This is a genomic window from Campylobacter sp. 2014D-0258, from assembly GCF_008000495.1.
Classification (GTDB): domain Bacteria; phylum Campylobacterota; class Campylobacteria; order Campylobacterales; family Campylobacteraceae; genus Campylobacter_D; species Campylobacter_D jejuni.
In genome coordinates this window covers 86,818-105,518 of record NZ_VOAR01000011.1, presented here as the reverse complement: position 1 = coordinate 105,518, position 18,701 = coordinate 86,818, and the positions used below count along the sequence as shown (strand labels likewise).

The 18,701-nt window shown below is 31.0% G+C and carries 20 protein-coding genes and 1 pseudogene; 15 read left to right on the top strand and 6 right to left on the bottom strand.

Annotated elements, in window-relative coordinates; genetic code table 11:
- Positions 1–26: 26 nt before the first annotated feature.
- From SR62_RS01545 to SR62_RS01490, 12 genes are read left to right on the top strand one after another with little or no spacing between them, the layout of a single operon-like run.
- A complete protein-coding gene (locus SR62_RS01545; protein ID WP_002858971.1) occupies positions 27–299 on the top strand; it encodes a NifU family protein in 273 nt (90 codons plus the stop codon).
- Complete coding sequence (locus SR62_RS01540) at positions 286–837, top strand: hypothetical protein (protein WP_002851410.1); 552 nt, start codon at positions 286–288, stop codon at positions 835–837. Before SR62_RS01545 ends, SR62_RS01540 begins: the two co-directional genes overlap by 14 nt.
- Positions 821–2,104 (top strand): UDP-N-acetylmuramoyl-L-alanyl-D-glutamate--2,6-diaminopimelate ligase, encoded by a 1,284-nt coding sequence (locus SR62_RS01535; RefSeq protein ID WP_002867548.1) that lies wholly within the window; start codon positions 821–823, stop codon positions 2,102–2,104. Before SR62_RS01540 ends, SR62_RS01535 begins: the two co-directional genes overlap by 17 nt.
- Before the next feature lie 3 nt (positions 2,105–2,107).
- A complete protein-coding gene (locus tag SR62_RS01530; RefSeq protein WP_002851172.1) occupies positions 2,108–2,419 on the top strand; it encodes a YbaB/EbfC family nucleoid-associated protein in 312 nt (103 codons plus the stop codon).
- The gene (locus SR62_RS01525) at positions 2,416–3,510 is read left to right on the top strand and encodes a PDZ domain-containing protein (protein WP_002870243.1); all 1,095 of its coding nucleotides are present in this window, start codon (positions 2,416–2,418) and stop codon (positions 3,508–3,510) included. The genes SR62_RS01530 and SR62_RS01525 overlap by 4 nt, the downstream gene beginning before the upstream one ends.
- Positions 3,507–4,352, top strand: a complete 846-nt coding sequence (locus SR62_RS01520; protein ID WP_002851379.1) for a polyprenyl synthetase family protein — start codon at positions 3,507–3,509, stop codon at positions 4,350–4,352. The genes SR62_RS01525 and SR62_RS01520 overlap by 4 nt, the downstream gene beginning before the upstream one ends.
- Positions 4,353–4,361: 9 nt before the next feature.
- Complete coding sequence (gene tkt, locus SR62_RS01515; protein WP_002892089.1) at positions 4,362–6,260, top strand: transketolase; 1,899 nt, start codon at positions 4,362–4,364, stop codon at positions 6,258–6,260.
- A 1-nt stretch (position 6,261) separates the two neighbouring features.
- Positions 6,262–7,371 carry an ABC transporter permease gene (locus tag SR62_RS01510; protein ID WP_147502233.1) on the top strand — a complete coding sequence of 370 codons (1,110 nt, stop codon included), beginning with the start codon at positions 6,262–6,264 and terminating at the stop codon, positions 7,369–7,371.
- Positions 7,372–8,094, top strand: coding sequence for an ABC transporter ATP-binding protein (locus SR62_RS01505; protein WP_100608698.1), 723 nt, complete (start codon positions 7,372–7,374; stop codon positions 8,092–8,094).
- A gap of 2 nt (positions 8,095–8,096) precedes the next feature.
- The gene (locus tag SR62_RS01500; protein ID WP_002860094.1) at positions 8,097–8,987 is read left to right on the top strand and encodes an MlaD family protein; all 891 of its coding nucleotides are present in this window, start codon (positions 8,097–8,099) and stop codon (positions 8,985–8,987) included.
- On the top strand, positions 8,987–9,586 hold the full coding sequence (locus tag SR62_RS01495; protein WP_002892086.1) for an ABC-type transport auxiliary lipoprotein family protein: 600 nt from the start codon (positions 8,987–8,989) through the stop codon (positions 9,584–9,586). The genes SR62_RS01500 and SR62_RS01495 overlap by 1 nt, the downstream gene beginning before the upstream one ends.
- Positions 9,587–9,641: 55 nt before the next feature.
- The gene (locus tag SR62_RS01490; protein ID WP_002892084.1) at positions 9,642–10,142 is read left to right on the top strand and encodes a flagellar FLiS export co-chaperone; all 501 of its coding nucleotides are present in this window, start codon (positions 9,642–9,644) and stop codon (positions 10,140–10,142) included.
- Between the two features lie 370 nt (positions 10,143–10,512).
- On the opposite strand, the gene map is transcribed toward SR62_RS01490, so the two are convergent.
- The 6 genes from map to SR62_RS01460 form a co-directional block, all read right to left on the bottom strand.
- Complete coding sequence (map, locus tag SR62_RS01485; protein WP_002892082.1) at positions 10,513–11,271, bottom strand: type I methionyl aminopeptidase; 759 nt, start codon at positions 11,269–11,271, stop codon at positions 10,513–10,515.
- Positions 11,272–11,280: 9 nt separating this feature from the next.
- Positions 11,281–12,024 carry a glutamate racemase gene (gene murI, locus SR62_RS01480; protein WP_002858981.1) on the bottom strand — a complete coding sequence of 248 codons (744 nt, stop codon included), beginning with the start codon at positions 12,022–12,024 and terminating at the stop codon, positions 11,281–11,283.
- Between the two features lies 1 nt (position 12,025).
- Complete coding sequence (locus tag SR62_RS01475; RefSeq protein WP_002892079.1) at positions 12,026–12,487, bottom strand: C40 family peptidase; 462 nt, start codon at positions 12,485–12,487, stop codon at positions 12,026–12,028.
- An 8-nt stretch (positions 12,488–12,495) separates the two neighbouring features.
- The gene (nhaA, locus tag SR62_RS01470; protein ID WP_002892077.1) at positions 12,496–13,665 is read right to left on the bottom strand and encodes a Na+/H+ antiporter NhaA; all 1,170 of its coding nucleotides are present in this window, start codon (positions 13,663–13,665) and stop codon (positions 12,496–12,498) included.
- The gene (gene nhaA, locus SR62_RS01465; protein ID WP_002855944.1) at positions 13,662–14,810 is read right to left on the bottom strand and encodes a Na+/H+ antiporter NhaA; all 1,149 of its coding nucleotides are present in this window, start codon (positions 14,808–14,810) and stop codon (positions 13,662–13,664) included. The genes nhaA (SR62_RS01470) and nhaA (SR62_RS01465) overlap by 4 nt, the downstream gene beginning before the upstream one ends.
- 142 nt (positions 14,811–14,952) lie before the next feature.
- A complete protein-coding gene (locus SR62_RS01460) occupies positions 14,953–15,135 on the bottom strand; it encodes a YjfB family protein (RefSeq protein WP_002856010.1) in 183 nt (60 codons plus the stop codon).
- A 358-nt stretch (positions 15,136–15,493) separates the two neighbouring features.
- Here SR62_RS01460 and SR62_RS09280 point away from each other — a divergent pair.
- The 3 genes and pseudogenes from SR62_RS09280 (at position 15,494) to SR62_RS01445 (ending at position 18,680) form a co-directional block, all read left to right on the top strand.
- Positions 15,494–15,705 (top strand): annotated as a pseudogene (locus SR62_RS09280) (hypothetical protein).
- A 348-nt stretch (positions 15,706–16,053) separates the two neighbouring features.
- The gene (locus SR62_RS01450) at positions 16,054–18,144 is read left to right on the top strand and encodes an FTR1 family protein (protein ID WP_002892074.1); all 2,091 of its coding nucleotides are present in this window, start codon (positions 16,054–16,056) and stop codon (positions 18,142–18,144) included.
- The gene (locus tag SR62_RS01445; protein ID WP_002778842.1) at positions 18,141–18,680 is read left to right on the top strand and encodes an iron transporter; all 540 of its coding nucleotides are present in this window, start codon (positions 18,141–18,143) and stop codon (positions 18,678–18,680) included. The genes SR62_RS01450 and SR62_RS01445 overlap by 4 nt, the downstream gene beginning before the upstream one ends.
- Positions 18,681–18,701: the final 21 nt, after the last annotated feature.

The window sequence follows — 18,701 nt, the reverse complement described above, 5'->3', positions numbered from 1 at the left end:
TATATAAAAATTTTTAAGGATAAATTATGATGCCTTTTAGTGATGAAGAGCTTATAAATCCTGTTAAAGCAAGTTTAGAAAAGAGCTTGCCTATGCTTGAACGTGATGGCGGAGGGCTTGAATTTTTAGGAATTAAAAATGGGATTGTTTATGTCCATTTAATAGGAGCTTGTAAAGGCTGTGCATCGAGTGGAACAACGCTAAAATATGGCCTTGAAAGGCAACTTAAGATTGATATTCATCCAGAAATCACTATAATCAATTTAAACGGCGGAGCAGACGAATTTGCAAAATTATAAAAAACTTGGAATTGAACATTTTTACAAGAAAGATTTTAAAACTGCAAAAATGTATTTTTCTATGGCTTATGAAAAACGCAAAAATAAACGCTTGCTAAATTTTATCTGCCTTTGTGATCTTGCTTTAAAATCTCCTAAAGAAGCTTCTTTACTTTTTGATTTTTATATAGAACATTACAAAATCTCTAGTATTGATAAAGACTTAGAAGAAATTTTAAGTACAATTGAATTTAAAAAACAAGAAAACAAACAGGAAAACGAATTTGAAGATGGGCATGCGTTAAATTATCAAGATTTTTTAAAAAGCGAAGAAGAACTTGGCTTTCAAAAAAGTTTTGAAAATATCATTAACAGCACTAAATTAGTTATTGATAATCGTGATGATTTTTTAGATTTTTTGGAAAAATTACTTGATAATGGCTATAAAGATATGACTTTAAATTACATAGAAAATGTTATGCCTCATTTTTGGGCAAATGATAGATTTATCAAACTCCAAGAAAAACTCATGGGATTTAAAAGTGAAATTAAAACTTGAAAATTCATTCATTACAGATAACACCTTAGAGTGTGAAAAAGAATGCTTTTTTTTGCAAACCACACAAAATGCTAAATTTCACGCTCAAGCCTTAGAAAAAGGTGCAAAAATCATTGATGTAAATGAGTGTAAAAAACTTTTAAAAATCGATGAAAAGATTCAAATCATAGGAATCACAGGAACCAATGGCAAAACCACAACCGCAGCAGCGATTTATTCTATCTTATTGGATTTAGGTTATAAGTGTGGGCTTTGTGGGACAAGAGGAGCTTTTATCAACGATGAACAAATCGATGAAAAATCCTTAACCACCTCCCCTATTCTTAAAACCTTAGAATACCTACAAATAGCCACTCAAAAAAAATGTGATTTTTTCATCATGGAAGTAAGCTCACACGCCTTAATTCAAAACCGCATCGAAGGCTTAAATTTTGCTGCTAAAATTTTTACCAATATCACTCAAGATCATTTAGATTTTCACGGTACTTTTGAAAATTATAAAGAAGCAAAAGAACTTTTTTTTACCGATGAGAGTTTAAAATTTATCAACAAAGATGCTTTGGCTATTAAATTTAATGTGCGTAATGCTTTTACTTATGGCATAGAAAATCCTGCTTTATATCAAATCAAAGCTTATTCTTTAGAAGAAGGCATTAGTGCTATTGTAACAAATAAAAATCAAACTTTTCACATAGACTCGCCCTTGCTAGGACTTTTTAATCTTTACAATCTTCTAGTTGCTAGTGCTTGTGTGAATGAACTCGTAAAGCCTGATTTAAAAGACTTGGAAAAAGCTATCAGTGGATTTGGCGGGGTTTGTGGCAGGGTAGAACAAGTAGCAAAAGGTGTGATTGTAGATTTTGCTCATACGCCTGATGGCATTGAAAAAGTGCTTGACACTCTTAAAAATAAAAAACTCATCGTTGTTTTTGGAGCAGGTGGAGATAGAGATAAAACCAAACGCCCTTTAATGGGAAAAATCGTCGAACATTTTGCAAAAATTGCTATCATTACAAGTGACAATCCACGCAGTGAAGAACCAAAAACCATCATGGAAGAAATTTTATCAGGCTTTACTAAAAAAGAAAAAGTTTTAATGATAGAAGATAGAAAAGAAGCTATAAAAAAAGCTTTAGAACTAAAAGAAAATGACGATTTAGTCGTTATTTTAGGCAAAGGTGATGAAACTACTCAAGAAATTAAAGGGATAAAATATCCTTTTAGTGATAAAGTAGTTGTTAATGAAATTTTAAAAAATCAAGGATAATCAATGTTTGAAAATATGGATTTTTCTAAAATGGGAGAACTTTTAAATCAAGTTCAAGAAAAAGCAAAAAATATAGAACTAGAACTTGCAAATCGTGAATTTAGTGCCAAAAGTGGAGCAGGACTTGTTAAAGTAAGTGCTAATGGAAAGGGTGAAATTATCGATGTTAGCATTGATGATTCTTTACTTGAAGATAAAGAATCCTTGCAAATTTTACTTATTTCTGCAATTAATGATGTTTTGGCTATGGTTGCGCAAAATCGTTCAAGTATGGCGAATGATGTTTTAGGCGGTTTTGGAGGTATGAAATTATGAAAAAAATTTTAATTATTTGCATGCTTTTTACTTTGTCTTTTGGTATAGAAAGACCTAAATTTGAAGATTTTTTAGCAGGTTATGAAAGAAATAAGGCAAGCATGCTTAACTATGAAGGAATGCCAGCTTTTGCACTCAGTGAAAATTTACTTGCTGTGTTAAAACAGCCTAATGCTAAGCTTAACAAATATGTAAAATACGATCCATTTTTAAATTTATATCTTGTAAGAACTGACTTTAGCCTAATCCCTACTCCTATGGGTGATGAAGAAAAACTTACTCGTAATGATTGGGTTGGAATTTGGGATCCTAATAAACCTTATATAGGGCATATTAAGTATTTAGCTCAAAATATTGACGAAAAAGATCAACTTGATTTTAATTCTAAAATAGGACTTTTAGGGACTCCATGCTGTGAAATGATGGGGATTGCTTTAAATAATAGCTCTTTTATAGGCAATCGCTATTTAAAACATTTTATGAAATATAACGATGTTTATTGGGGGGATATTGGCGTTGATTTTGTTGTTCGAGAAAATAAAATTTATGTTAACAATGTAAGAAAAAATCCACAATTTTTAATCAACGATCAAGTTATAAGTGTTGATGGCTTGCCCGCCAATGATTTAAGAAAACTCAATGAAAAAATTCTTTTTGCAGATCGCGGAAGCACTCTTTATTTTCAAGTGTTGCGTGATAATATGGATTTAAATATTTCTACTGAAGTTTTTGCAAAAGATTTGAGCAAATTTAATCTTCCTGATTCTAAACCAAAACCAAAAATTACAAATTTCACAAGCAATCTTGGTTTAACGGTTAATACTAGTCTTGTTGTAACTAAAATAGATCCAAAATCAAAAGCATCAAATGCAGGATTTATGGTAGGAGATAAAATTTTACGCGTTAATAATATTATTTTAAATAATTTTAAAGAATTACAAAATATTTTAAGCGCTGGTAATGACTTTAGCATCTTAATTGAACGCAAAAGTACTAAATTACCTTTATCAAATTTCAACAATGAACTAGGCGGAAATGCCAACTCAGGTGGCGACGGTAAATTTCAATTTTTCATAAGGCTTACTAAGTGAATTTAAAAGAACTTTTTATCCATCACTTAGAAAAAAATCTACCTAAAGTCGAAAGCTTTCATCCTTTTTTTAATGAAGCTTTAGCTCTTATGCTAAAAGCAGGAGGAAAGCATTTTCGTGCACAATTGCTTTTAAGCGTAGTACAAAGCAATAAACCTGAACTTTTAAATCAAGCTTTAGATGTGGCTTTAGCTTTGGAATTTATCCATACTTATTCACTCATACATGATGATTTACCCGCTATGGATAATGCGGATTTTAGACGAGGAATTCCAACCTTACACAAAAGCTACGATGAAACTACAGCCATCTTAGTGGGTGATGCTTTAAATACTGAAGCTTTTTTAGTTCTAAGTCATGCTCATTTAAAAGATGAAATCAAAATCAAACTCATCAAAACCCTTGCCTTTAATGCAGGACTTAATGGAATGGTCATAGGACAAGCTATTGATTGTTTTTTTGAAGACAAAAGACTGAGTTTAAATGAACTTGAGTTTTTACACACACATAAAACCGCAAGATTAATCGCTGCAGCTTTAAAAATGGGTTGTGAAATTTGCGAACTTAACAACGAAGAAAGCAATCAAATTTACAAACTTGGTTTAAAACTAGGACTGATTTTTCAAATCAATGATGATATTATCGATGTAACCACAAGTCAAGAACAAAGCGGAAAGCCTACTAACAACGATATTCATAAAAATTCTTTTGTCAATTTACTTGGACTTGAACAAGCTATAAAAACAAAAGAAAATCTTCTTAGTGAATGCGAACAAGACTTAGAAAAACTCAATGAAAAACTCGCACAAATGATACAAAATTTAATAATTCAATACTTATAAAGGCAAAAAATGGACATTCAAATTTTACAAGAACAGGCAAATACTCTAAGATTTTTAAGTGCTGATATGGTGCAAAAAGCAAACTCAGGACACCCAGGTGCACCTTTGGGTTTAGCAGATATTTTAAGTGTTTTAAGTTATCATTTAAAACACAATCCTAAAAATCCCACTTGGCTAAACCGTGATAGACTTGTATTTTCAGGCGGACATGCAAGTGCTTTGCTTTATAGTTTTTTACATTTAAGCGGCTATGACTTAAGCTTAGAAGATCTTAAAAATTTCCGCCAACTTCATTCTAAAACCCCTGGACACCCTGAAATTTCAACTCTTGGAGTAGAAATCGCTACAGGCCCTTTAGGACAAGGCGTTGCCAATGCTGTAGGCTTTGCTATGGCAGCAAAAAAAGCACAAAATTTGCTAGGCAGTGATTTAATCGATCATAAAATTTATTGTCTTTGCGGAGATGGGGATTTACAAGAAGGCATTTCTTATGAAGCTTGTTCTTTAGCAGGGCTTCACAAACTTGATAACTTCATACTCATTTATGATAGCAACAATATCTCCATAGAAGGCGATGTAGGTTTAGCCTTTAACGAAAATGTAAAAATGCGTTTTGAAGCACAAGGATTTGAAGTTTTAAGTATAAATGGACACGATTATGAAGAAATCAATAAAGCCTTAGAACAAGCTAAAAAATCCACAAAACCTTGTCTTATCATCGCAAAAACAACTATAGCAAAGGGTGCAGGAGAGCTTGAAGGCAGTCATAAAAGCCATGGCGCACCTTTGGGCGAAGAAGTGATTAAAAAAGCCAAAAAACAAGCAGGTTTTGATCCAAATATCAGTTTTCATATCCCACAAGCAAGTAAAATCCGCTTTGAAAGTGCTGTAGAACTTGGGGATTTAGAAGAAGCAAAATGGAAAGATAAGCTTGAAAAAAGTGCTAAAAAAGAACTTTTAGAAAGGTTATTAAATCCTGATTTTAACAAAATAGCTTATCCTGATTTTAAAGGAAAAGATCTTGCTACAAGAGATAGTAATGGTGAAATTTTAAATGTTTTAGCTAAAAATTTAGAAGGATTTTTAGGTGGAAGTGCGGACTTAGGCCCTTCGAATAAAACAGAACTTCACAGTATGGGAGACTTTGTAGAAGGTAAAAATATTCATTTTGGTATCAGAGAACACGCTATGGCAGCGATTAACAATGCTTTTGCAAGATATGGAATTTTCTTACCATTTTCGGCAACTTTTTTCATCTTTAGCGAGTACTTAAAACCTGCCGCAAGAATAGCAGCTCTAATGAAAATCAAACATTTTTTCATTTTCACACACGATAGCATAGGCGTGGGTGAAGATGGACCAACACACCAACCTATAGAACAACTTAGCACTTTTAGAGCTATGCCAAATTTTTTAACCTTTAGACCTGCTGATGGGGTGGAAAATGTCAAAGCTTGGCAAATAGCCCTAAATGCTGATATTCCGAGTGCTTTTGTGCTTTCACGCCAAAAACTCAAGGCTCTAAATGAACCTATTTTTGGAGATGTAAAAAACGGAGCGTATTTACTCAAAGAAAGCAAAGAGGCTAAATTTACACTTCTAGCAAGTGGAAGTGAAGTTTGGCTTTGTCTAGAAAGTGCAAACGAACTTGAAAAACAAGGTTTTGCTTGCAATGTTGTTTCCATGCCTTGTTTTGAACTTTTTGAAAAACAAGATAAAGCTTATCAAGAAAGATTGTTAAAAGGTGAAGTTATAGGTGTTGAAGCAGCACATTCTAATGAACTTTATAAATTTTGCCATAAAGTATATGGCATAGAAAGTTTTGGAGAAAGTGGTAAAGACAAAGATGTGTTTGAATGCTTTGGATTTAGCGTTTCAAAGCTTGTAAATTTTATCCTTAGCAAATAAAATGAATACAAATTTCAAATTTCAAAATAACACTCTTTTTATCTTTGGAATTTGGGATAAAACAAGTATTTATAAGTTAAAAATAAAAGATTTTTTAGCTTTGATCCAAAGCAAGGAAGTGATTTTTGATTTTAAAGATCTAAAAGCAATCGATACCGCTGGAGTGAGATTTTTCCTTGCTTTGGAAAATGACCTTAAAGATAAAAATATTAAAATCACCAAAGAAGGCTTAAATTCACGCTTTCAAATCCTGTTTGAACTTTGCGAAAAAAACTACCAAAGACTAGGCAAAACAAAAAAATCACATAAAAATTTCAGTGAATACTTTATCGATCTTGGAAAATTAAGTTTAGAACTTTTAAAAATTTTAATAAAATTCATCAATTTCACAGGAGCTTTTTTCACAAGTCTTTTTTTATGCCTTAAAAATCCTAAAAATTTTCGCTTTATTGCTTTTTTATATCATATAGAAAATTCTGCTTTTAAAGCCTTACCTATAGTTATTTTAACCGCTCTTTTAGTAGGAGTGGTTTTAGCCTATCAGGCTGCTTACCAACTCGCACAATTTGGAGCCAATATTTTCATAGTGGATTTGATGGGAATTTCAGCCACTAGAGAACTTGCACCTTTAATCGCTGCCATAGTGATCGCAGGAAGAAGTGCAAGCTCTTATACCGCACAAATTGGGGTGATGAAAATTACTGATGAAATTGCAGCTATGAATACTATGGGTTTTCGTTCTTTTGAATTTATTGTTATTCCACGTGTCATGTCTTTGGTAGTAGCTATGCCTTTAATCGTTGCCATTAGCGATGCAATCAGTATTATAGGTGGAATGATGGTTGCAAAATTAAATCTTGATATTTCTTTTGCCGAATTTTTAAGACGCTTTAGAGAAGCTGTAGATATAAAACATATCTTTATAGGACTTGCAAAAGCACCTATTTTTGGATTTTTGATAGGACTTATTGCTTGTTTTCGTGGTTTTGAGGTAAAAAACACTACACAAAGTATAGGAATTTATACAACAAAAAGCGTTGTAAATGCTATTTTTTGGGTGATAGCCTTTGATGCTTTATTCTCCGTTATTTTAACCTCTACAGGAATTTAAATGGTTATTAAAGCGCAAAATATCATTACAAAATTTGGAGAAAAAATCGTCCATGATGGCGTAAGTTTTGAAATCAAAAAAAACGAAATTTTTGGTATTTTAGGAGGTAGTGGAAGTGGAAAATCCGTCCTTTTAAAACAAATGCTTATGCTTGAACATTTTGATGGTGGAGAATATGAAATTTTAGGCTATAAACTTAAAAATATCAACGAAAAAGATGCACTTGCTTTGCGTAAAAAATGGGGTGTGGTTTTTCAGTTTGCTGCACTTTTTAGCTTTTTTAATGTTTATGAAAATATCGCTATTCCTTTAAAAGAATACACTCATTTAGATGAAAATAGCATACAAGAACTGGTTTTAATGAAGCTAAAAATGGTAGGCTTAAACGAAAGTGTTTTAAAACAATTTCCAAGTGAACTTAGTGGCGGCATGCAAAAAAGAGTGGCAATTGCTAGAGCTTTAGCACTTGATAGTAAATTGCTTTTTTTAGATGAACCTACCTCAGGACTTGACCCTCATAGTAGTCGTGAATTTGACGATTTGGTTTTAGAGTTAAAAAAAAGTTTTGATTTAAATATCATTTTGGTTACACATGATAAAGAAAGTATGAAAAATTTACTCGATCGCTTTATCATTTTAGAAAATAAAAAAGTTGGATTTTGCGGTACTTATAAAGAATTACGCCTGCAAAATGAACGACTTTTTAAAAGATTTATGGAGTAAAAGTGGAAAATAGAGCAAATTATTTTTTTGTAGGACTTTTTGTTTTTGGAGTATTTTTTGCAAGCCTTGGTTTCATACTTTGGCTTGGTGGATACTCTAAAGAAGAAAGTTTTAAGTATTATGAAATTCACACACAAGAATCCGTTGCAGGACTTGGCGTAAAAGCACCCGTAAGGCTTTTGGGCGTGGAAGTAGGTAGTGTAGAAGAAATTGGCATTTACAATCAAGATGAACTCGGCGTTAACATACGCATCAAGGTCAAAAACAATACCCCTATAAAAGAAGATACTTTTGCTACTTTACAACTTCAAGGTATTACAGGACTTAAATTTGTCCAACTTCAAGGCGGAAGTAAAAATAGCAAAGATCTAGTATCTATCCACGGAAAACTTCCAGTCATTCCTTTTAAAGAAAGTTTTTTAGCAACCATAGATAGACAAAGTGAACATATTTTTTCTTTAGTTAAAACGGCCGATGATAAATCAAAAGAACTTTTAAGCGAAAAAAATCTTAAAAATCTAGAAATCCTTTTGCAAAATCTAGCAGAACTAAGTGCAAATTTAAACGCTAATTCTAAAAATTTAAGCCTTAATCTTTCAAACGCAAGTTTAAAAATAGGAAAAATGGCTGATAATATAAGCCTTAGTGCGCAAAATTTCAACTCCAGTCTTAAAGACATAAAAGAAAGCACAATGATTTTAAAAAATTTCATAAAAAAAGCTGATGAAAAATTAAACACTTATGATGATATTAAAGCATCTTTGATTCAAAATTTAGAGCTTTTTAAACGAGTTTTAATTGAAAGCAATATTCTAATAGAAAATTTACAAAATAGCCCTGCTGATTTGATTTTTAAAGAAACCAAACCTAAACTTGGACCAGGAGAAAAATAATGCTAAAGCAATTATTCTATATTTTGACTTTTATTTTTATATTATGCGGATGCTCTTTAAGACACGAAACCATCAACAAAAATGAAAATATCATATTAAAAGATGAAGGAATAGACTCAAATATTTTTTTTAAAAAAACTGGTAAAATTCTTAAAATTCGCAATGCAAATGCACCTTTGTATTTAAACTCAAGAGCTATTGTTTATATAGATAATGGTTTTAGCAACAAATACGCACATTATTTCTGGGGAGATTTACCAAGCAATCTTTATTCTTTTTTAATTTTGTCAAAATTTGAACAAAGCAATATTTTTACAACCTTGCTTTCTTCAATAAGCTCTTTAAGTGCGGATTATGCTCTTGAAAGCAGGATTAACTCTTTTGAGCAAATTCTTAATAACAATGAAAACTACGCTCAAATTTCTGTAAGTGTAAATTTCATAAATCTTGAAAACAATCAAATAATAGCTCATAAAATTTTCAATACTAAAGAAAAAATAGAAAAAAAAGATATCCGCTCTACCTATAATGCTTTTCAAAAAGCCTTGAATAAAATTGGCAATGAGATTATTTTTTGGGTAAATTCTAACTTATCCTAATTTAGGAACACTTTTTGCTTTTTAAATATTTAGCAATATTTTTGAAAGGTAAACAATGAAAAGTGATTTAGAAATATTTAAAAAACACTTAGGCGAAATTCAAGGTGTGAATGAATTTAAAGCAAATCAAATTTGCTCTCAAATCAATGATGCAAATGATTTTATAGGAGCACTTCAAGTGCTTGATATGTCTTTAAAAAAAATAGAAAAAAGCATTCTAGAAAGAATAGATGAAAATTCAGATGATATGCAAAAAAGAACTCTTGATGCCACAGCATCACAACTTATACAAAACTGCTCTTTCATGGGAACAGCCCTTTTTGGAAATATTTTCAATGTTTATGTTGGTAAAAAACTTTTTGAATTTGAAATTGCTAATCCGCTTTTAATTCTTCAAACAAGTAATTACGAAGGTGTATTGGCCTATATACAAGATAAAAGAGATGAAATAAAAATCATTCTATCGGAGTTAGCAACCGCAATTACCATGGGCGAAACTATGGATAATACTGGAATTTATAACTCTACAATGGATTTTAAAAATTTATTTAAATAAGAATAGTAATCGTTTGTTCTCTTTAAGCAAATATAATATATTTTAGCTTAAAGAGATTTTCCAAACTCTAAAAGAGAGTTAGGCTACGAATAAAAAGGGGGAGGGAAATAGCCTAACCCAAACGAGATCTTAAAAGATCTCTTTAAACTAAAATAAATATTTAGATAATTTAACAATTTTTATTAAATTATCTAAACCATATTTATGTTTTAGTTTAATAAGATGTAACATTTTATTCTAATAACACTTAAACTGCTATAAAAATATCATTTAGTAACTTAAATTATTAAAGAATATTACTACAATATTATTTAAAAAATTTTAAATTTTTAGGATTTTAAGAAAAAAATATTATTTTTATAATTTAATATTATATCATAGAAAGAATTTCAGCACGCCCATTAATCACAGCAACACAATGTTCATAATGAGCCGCATTAAGCCCATCAATACTTCCAGCATCCCATTTTCCATTATAATGCTTTGGTGTTCCATCTTTTTGGCATATCATAGGCTCTATGCAAAACACCATTCCATTTTTAATTTTAGGGCCACTTTTTGCACTCGCACCTTTTTCTAAATAGTTTAAAATTTCAGGCTCTCCATGGGGCTTTCGTCCTATACCATGCCCGCAATATCCACGAAGCGGGACAAAACCTCTTGCATGGATAAATTCGCCTAAAGCAGCTGAAAGTTCCTTAAAACGCATTCCATCATGAATAATATCTATAGCATGGTATAACGCATCTTTAGCACAAGAGATTAAAGCTTTATCAGTGGGTGAAACTTCTCCTATAGCAATAGTTATTGCTGCATCCCCATAATACCCATCAATCAAACTTCCCACATCAAGACCTAAAATATCACCCTCTTTGATAATTTTATCATCTGGAATTCCATGGATGCAAACTTGATTTAAAGATGTACAAATGGCACCCGGAAAACCATAAAGTCCCTTAAATGATGGCTTGGCGCCAAGGCTTAAAATATAATCTTCTGCCATTTTATCAATTTGTTTTAAGCTCATTCCTATTTTAATTTCATTCTCTAAAAAATTTAAAGTTTTTGCTACAATTTGATTTGCTATTCTTAATTTTTCTATTTCATCTGGTTTTTTCAATTCTATCATTTTATTTCCTTATAAATTTAGCCAAATTTTAGCAGTATTTTTTAAAGATTCAACATCGCTTGAAGCATAAAAATGTAATTTTGCTTTATGATTTTTCAAATCTATATTTTCTCTTTCTTTAAGAAATTCAACTATAGCATCTCCTGAATGAATTAATTTTGTTTTATCACCAAAATACTTACTTAAAGAACGTCCTAGTAAAGGGAAATGAGTGCAAGCGAGTATCAAAGCATCTGGAGTTGTGATATTTTTAAAATAATATTCCATAGCACTTTGCAAAAAATCTCCTTCAAAAATACCTTCTTCAACCATAGGCACAAAAAGCCCTGTAGCTAAAGCATTTATATTTGTATATCCTTGAGATAATAAACGCTTTTGGTATTCTTCTGATTTAATGGTTGCTTTTGTCGCAATGACTAAAATTTCTTTATTTTTATCATGCAAAGCTTTTATCGTTGCTTCAACCCCTGCATCAATTACGCCATATACTGGAAAATGTGCTTTTGCTCTTAAAGCATCTAAAGCATAAGCACTAGCAGTATTACATGCGATGATAAGCATATCAATTTGAAATTGTTCAAAAAAATCCAATGCTTCAAGACAGAACTTTATAATAGTATCTTTATCTTTCACTCCATAAGGAACTCTTGCGGTATCTCCATAATAGATAATTTCATCAAAAAGCCTAGCTTCATAGAGAGATTTTAAAACACTAAGCCCTCCTACTCCGCTATCAAATACACCTATTTTCACTTTAATACCTTCTTGCTCCTATATAACGAGCCTTCCAATAAGAACTATTTAGCTCGGCTTCTTTTACTCCACCTTTAGTAGATAAATGTATAAATTTTCCCTTACTCATATAAATACCAACATGCATACCATTTGGCCCTCTACCTGTCTTAAAAAATACCAAATCTCCTGTTTGCAATTTTGATTTAGAAACTTTTCTCCCAGAACCTAATTGAGTTTTTGTGGTGCGAGGTATGCGTATATTAAGCTGAGCTAATGCACTCTGTGTAAATCTTGAACAATCAGCACCTTTTTTACTAGTTCCACCTAAAACATAAGGAGTTTTTTTCCATTCATTTGCAATAGTCTTAAGTTTTGTTTCTTTATTTGTATTATAAATCGGACGAGTATAGTTTAAATTCTGATAAAAACTACATCCGCTTATAAAGAATATAATCGCGATGATGAAAAAAATATGCCTCATCAATCCCCTTAAGATCGAGTAGCAAAGAATTTAAGATAAATAAAACCCCAAATCCCAGAACAAAATGAAGCTATGAGAATAGCTAAATTATCTGCATAATTAAAAATATCACTGACTTCATACGCCAAGCCATCGATAAACAAACTCATTGTAAAACCAATTCCTGTAAGTATACAAACCCCATAAAGTTGTTTCAAATTTGAACCTTGGGGCAAGGCTGCAAATTTAAAGCGGATTGCCAAATAAGAAAACAAAAATACACCCGCTTGTTTACCCACAAAAAGCCCCAAGAAAATACCTACACTTACACCTGAAAAAATTGCTCCTATATCGATATTGGATAAATTTACCCCAGCGTTAGCAAAAGCAAATAAAGGCAATATAACGAAAGCGAGCCAAAATTTTAGACTTTCATAGATTTCTTCTAAAAATGCTTCTCCATTTTTAGTTTGCATCGGTATAAAAAATGCTGTTATGATTCCAGCTAAAGTTGCATGCACACCACTTTTTAAAACACTAATCCAAAGAATAACTGAGCAAATAAAATAAAAAGACTTTCTTGTTATTCCTAAAATATTTAAAACAAGCATTGCCAAAATAGCAATTCCTGCAACGACAAAAGCAACTATTGATAATTTTGTCGTATAAAAAATAGCTATAATTAAAATAGCACCCACATCATCAAAAATAGCCAAAGAAAGTAAGAAAATTTTTAAACTTGATGGAATATGCTTGCCACACATCATTAAAATCGCTAAGGCAAACGCTGTATCTGTGGCTGTAGGTATAGCCCAACCTTTTAAAGTATAAGCATCTCCTATATTTACCAAAGCAAACAACATCGCAGGTATAAGTATACCCCCTAAAGCAGCCATAAAAGGTAAAACAATATTTTTAGGATTTTTAAAATCCCCGTGCAAAAATTCCTTCTTAAGCTCAAGCCCTATAGCAAAGAAAAATATAGATATAAGCCCATCATTTATCCAAAGTAAAAAAGGCTTGTTAAGCTCAAATTCACCTACACTAAATCCGACTTTTAAATTTAGAAATTCTCGATAATGTTCGCTAAAAGATCCATTTTGCACAAGCAAAGCAAGCAAAGTACAAACTATAAGTAAAACACCACCAAAAGCCTCGTTTAAAACTAAAGTTTTTAATTTATGTACTATATTATTCATTTAACAATCTTAAGATAAATAAAACCAACAATGGCACTTAAAAAACTAGCTATTAAAATAGCAAGTTTATCCGCATGTTCAAAAATATCACTATTTTTATAAGCCAAACCATCAATAAACAAACTCATCGTAAAACCAATGCCTGTTAAAATACATATACCATAAAATTTTCCATATTTAATATTTTCAGGTAGTTTTGCAAGCTTAAGTTTGATAGCAATAAAACAAAAAGTAAAAACACCTAGTTGCTTTCCTAAAAATAATCCTAGAATAATTCCAAGGCTTACAGGCGAAAATACCGAACCAAGATGCATATCTCTGATATCAATCCCAGCATTAGCAAAAGCAAATAAAGGCAAGATAAAATAAACCACCCAAGGATTTAAATCCTTAAGAACTTCATGCAAATAAGGTTTTTTATTTTTTGTATCAAGCGGTATAAATAAAGAAATAATTACACCAGCCAAAGTCGCATGCACTCCACTTTTAAGCATAGCTATCCACAATACAACACCTACTAACACATACAAAGAAAGATGGGTGATGTGATAATAATTTAACAAAAGCAGAGCAAATATACAAAACAAACAAATAATAATCGCCAAAGCTGAAAGCTGATCTGTATAAAATAAAGCAATAATAACAATAGCGCCCAAATCATCAAAAATAGCTAAAGAAAGTAAAAAAAGCTTTAAACTTGTAGGAATTTTATTTCCTAAAAGCATCAAAATGCCCACTGCAAAAGCTATATCAGTTGCTGTAGGTATTGCCCAACCTTTCATAGCAAAATCATGGGAATAATTAATAGCAGCAAAAATTAAAGCAGGAGTAATCATACCCCCCAAAGCTCCAAATATAGGTAAAGATACAGCTCTTATATTTTTAAGCTGTCCGCGTAAAATTTCATATTTTAACTCAAGCCCTATACATAGAAAAAATATAGCTATCAAACCATCATTTATCCATAAATCCAACGATTTTGAAATTTGAAAATGATCAAATCCTACTGTAAAATTAGCATGAAAAAAATCTGTATAAATAACACTTAAAGAAGAATTTTTACATAATAAAGCTAAAAATGTAAAAAATATAAGCAAAATACCAGGGAAAGTTTCACTTAAAACCATCTTCTTTATCATTTGCATCCTTGCTCCTAAATAAATATTATAAAAAATTTAATACGATAAATAAAATGGCAAAATTATAACGAAAAAATACTAAAGAAATAATTATTTAAAAAAACAAGCCCAAGATACCAAAAAGTTCTTAAGCTTGTTCTTAAGATATTTAAGCGTAAATATCCAAACCACTAGAGCTAGAAACTTGTGGAGCGGAGGCTTGAGAGACACCTTCCATACCTTCGATGAGTTCATTCATCAATGCCTCGTTTGTGTCCATAGATTTTTTCAAAACTGAAGTATTAACAGCAGTCATTAAATTAGCATTACCCATAGAAACATCTGAAACCATATCATCCTCCTTTTAGATTGAGTCTTAAGACTTTATTTAAATCGGATGATATTTTTAAAACTTAATATTTTTTACTAAACTTTTTAAAATTTTTCAAGGAAGCCAATATCTGAAATTAAAAATCATAAATTTTTAAGATAAAATCCTATTTTAAAAATTTTTACACTATGAAACAATAAGCAAAATATAAATGGTTGATACTTTTAGAAGCAAATGAAATAGATAAAATTTTACTTCAATAAATTTAAGTTTTATCTTATTTATACGATTTATAATATAATCAAAAATTACAACTTAAGAAAAAAATGAAAAAAATATCTTAAGTTTAGTAAACATTGTAAACTAAGAGGTTAATGAAATGATACTGGTAACACCTTGTGGCGTTATGGATACCACAAATTTTGGCAAAAGTGAAGTAAATAAGCGAACTATAGACTTTTCTTTAAAATTTCAAGAAAAAAAGAAAAAGTAGAAGCTAAAGCTGAGAAAGAAGAAGCAAATAAAGACAATAGCAATTCTACAAATACAGATACCAACAAAAAAGATAAACTTTTGGATATATCTGCTTAATCTAAAATATGCTATAACCATCTCCTTGAAGAATACACAATAAATGATTTTTTGATTTTTATTAAGCTTTTAAAACACTAAAAAATGAAAAATTAAAAATACAAAAACAATATCCCAAAGTGCATAGCTTAGAAGAAAACCTTGCGATACTTAAAAACAACCCATATTAAATCACAAAATAAGATATATTTAAAAATTTATTAAAATATATCTTAAATATAATTAATAAAAAATATTATCGATACAAAAGCTTATTTTTTAGTTCTATTTAAGATTTTTAATATTATACTAGCCATTATTTATTTTGATAATAAATATTATTTTTATCAAAAACTAAGGATAATGATAATGAAAATTTTTAAAATTATATTTTTAATTATAAGTATTTTTTTATCAAGCTCAGCTTTTGCTAGAGTAGATGATTATATTAATGAAGCAAATCTTATCAAAGACATGCTAAAACAAAGCATAGAAACTTACAAAAAGGGTGATAATCTAGGTGCTAAAAAGCTTAGCGAAGATGCGTATTTTCAACATTTTGAAAATATGGAAGGCCCTATAGGAAGAAACATAGGAAGAAAAGCCATCACCATGGAGCGTAAATTTGTAAATTTGCGTCGTATGTATAAAGATGAAGCTCCTTTGACACAAATTAATGCTTTAATTGATAGTCTTTATTATGATCTTGATGAAGTAGCCCCAATCTTACAAAATGGATATCGTTTAAAAGCAGAAGCAAGCGATACAAACTATGATAAAGCTAAAGCTGAAAAATCAAGCCTAGAAGCCAATGCCAAACGCGAAGCTGATGCAGAAGCTTTAATCGCACAAATGATGGGCATGGATAAAAAAGATTTAGCACAAAGTTCTTTAACCACCCAAGCTTCTACACCTGCAAACAACGACACAAGCAAACTTACAGATGATAATGCAAGCGCTGATTTACAAGCTGCTGCTGCAATGGACGCAAGATTGCAATTTATACTAGATAATATCTCTACCAAATTTTCACAGGCAGCTAATGCTTTTAAAGAAAAAAACTACCAAGCTAGTAAAGATTTTTTAAATGATGCCTTATTTAGTGATTATCGCAATACCAAAGTAGAAATTTTAGTAAATAAATTTACCAAAGCAGGAAACGATCAAAAAATTCAACAAGCCATACGCACCCTTATACGCCAAATCAACGATGCAAAAATAGATGAAAAAGGCTTAAGAGATGGCTTAGATAACATAGAAGAACAAATTTTTGATGTTTTCTTACAAATTCCAAATTCAGAACTTTCAAGTTTGCAAATTTCAGGCTTTAATGATGAAACAAAAGGCAAAGATTACGCCAAAGTTTCTAATAATATCAAACTTGCTTTAGATGGAATTTTAAAAAATTATGATAGCTTTAGTGCTTCTATAGTAGATGATTTACAAGGAATTTATCTAGATATTTTTGAAGCAAGCGGTATGGAAAATAAAATCGGTGCTGTAGATAGCGGCTTAAAACTTAAAATAGAAAGTTTATTTTCCAAAGGCGTGGCACTGATTAAAGCAAGTGCAGATAAAAAAGAGCTTGAAGCTACTTTTAATGACTTAGAACAACTCATAGCAAGCAGCGTGGATAAAATTCAAGATTCTACTCCTTATTCGCTGTTTATATGGGCTTTAGGTATTATTTTGCGTGAAGGCTTGGAAGCTTTGATTATCGTTGTAGCCATTGTTTCTTATCTTGTACAAAGTGGTAATAAAAATCGTCTAAATATCGCCTATAGTGCTCTTTTTACAGGAGTGATTTTAAGTTTTGTTACCGCTTTTGGAGTTTCTTGGCTATTCAAAGAAAATGCAGGACAAAGTAGAGAGCTTATAGAAGGTATTACCATGCTTATAGCCGTATTACTACTCTTTTATGTGGGCTTTTGGCTACTTTCAAACGCACAAAATAAAAAATGGACAAGCTTTATCAAACAAGGTGCTATAGATGCTATATCAAACAATAGTGCAAAAACCCTTTGGATCACCGTATTTTTAGCTGTTTATAGAGAAGGTGCAGAAACTGTGCTTTTTTATCAAGCCTTGCTTTTTGATGCTAAAACAAGCACTGATTTTAGTGCTGTTTTTGGCGGGCTTGGACTTGGAATTTTAATACTTATTGTTTTATATTTTCTTTTAAAAGCAGGAGCCATTCGCATACCTGTAAAACAATTTTTCTATATCACTTCTTACATTATTTTTTACATGGTTTTTGTTTTTACAGGCAAAGGCATAGCCGAACTCATAGAAGGAAAAGTCATTATTCCTAGTCTTATACCTATGAATTTTGAACCGATTTTATGGCTTGGAATTTATCCTTACTATGAGACTTTAATCCCTCAATTTATAGTTTTGATTATGCTAATTATTGGCATTTTAATAACAAAACAAATTTCAAAAAAAGGAGTAAAATCATGATAAAAAAAGTTTTATCAGTAGTTGCTGCAGCTGCGGTTATTAGTACAAATTTATTTGCAGGTGAAGTGCCAATTGGCGATCCAAAAGAACTTAATGGCATGGAAATAGCCGCTGTTTATTTACAACCTATTGAAATGGAACCAAGAGGTATTGATTTAGCTGCATCTTTAGCAGATATTCACCTAGAAGCTGATATTCACGCACTTAAAAACAATCCAAATGGTTTTCCAGAAGGTTTTTGGATGCCTTATTTAACCATAGCTTATGAACTTAAAAATACCGACACAGGTGCGATTAAACGCGGAACTTTGATGCCTATGGTGGCTGATGATGGTCCTCACTATGGTGCAAATATCGCTATGGAAAAAGATAAAAAAGGTGGCTTTGGCGTAGGAAATTATGAACTTACTTTTTATATCTCAAATCCAGAAAAACAAGGTTTTGGACGCCATGTTGATGAAGAAACAGGCGTGGGTAAGTGGTTTGAACCTTTTAAAGTAGATTATAAATTCAAATACACAGGCACGCCGAAATGATTTTACACTCGGATTTTCCGA

What these genes read in the sequence shown, in the direction of transcription:
- SR62_RS01545 (WP_002858971.1), top strand. Translation starts at nt 27, where the DNA reads ATGATGCCTTTTAGTGATGAAGAGCTTATAAATCCTGTTAAAGCAAGT.
- SR62_RS01530 (WP_002851172.1), top strand. Translation starts at nt 2,108, where the DNA reads ATGTTTGAAAATATGGATTTTTCTAAAATGGGAGAACTTTTAAATCAA.
- SR62_RS01525 (WP_002870243.1), top strand. Translation starts at nt 2,416, where the DNA reads ATGAAAAAAATTTTAATTATTTGCATGCTTTTTACTTTGTCTTTTGGT.
- tkt (WP_002892089.1), top strand. Translation starts at nt 4,362, where the DNA reads ATGGACATTCAAATTTTACAAGAACAGGCAAATACTCTAAGATTTTTA.
- SR62_RS01510 (WP_147502233.1), top strand. Translation starts at nt 6,262, where the DNA reads ATGAATACAAATTTCAAATTTCAAAATAACACTCTTTTTATCTTTGGA.
- SR62_RS01505 (WP_100608698.1), top strand. Translation starts at nt 7,372, where the DNA reads ATGGTTATTAAAGCGCAAAATATCATTACAAAATTTGGAGAAAAAATC.
- SR62_RS01495 (WP_002892086.1), top strand. Translation starts at nt 8,987, where the DNA reads ATGCTAAAGCAATTATTCTATATTTTGACTTTTATTTTTATATTATGC.
- SR62_RS01490 (WP_002892084.1), top strand. Translation starts at nt 9,642, where the DNA reads ATGAAAAGTGATTTAGAAATATTTAAAAAACACTTAGGCGAAATTCAA.
- map (WP_002892082.1), bottom strand. Translation starts at nt 11,271, where the DNA reads ATGATAGAATTGAAAAAACCAGATGAAATAGAAAAATTAAGAATAGCA.
- SR62_RS01475 (WP_002892079.1), bottom strand. Translation starts at nt 12,487, where the DNA reads ATGAGGCATATTTTTTTCATCATCGCGATTATATTCTTTATAAGCGGA.
- nhaA (WP_002892077.1), bottom strand. Translation starts at nt 13,665, where the DNA reads ATGAATAATATAGTACATAAATTAAAAACTTTAGTTTTAAACGAGGCT.
- nhaA (WP_002855944.1), bottom strand. Translation starts at nt 14,810, where the DNA reads ATGCAAATGATAAAGAAGATGGTTTTAAGTGAAACTTTCCCTGGTATT.
- SR62_RS01460 (WP_002856010.1), bottom strand. Translation starts at nt 15,135, where the DNA reads ATGGTTTCAGATGTTTCTATGGGTAATGCTAATTTAATGACTGCTGTT.
- SR62_RS01450 (WP_002892074.1), top strand. Translation starts at nt 16,054, where the DNA reads ATGAAAATTTTTAAAATTATATTTTTAATTATAAGTATTTTTTTATCA.
- SR62_RS01445 (WP_002778842.1), top strand. Translation starts at nt 18,141, where the DNA reads ATGATAAAAAAAGTTTTATCAGTAGTTGCTGCAGCTGCGGTTATTAGT.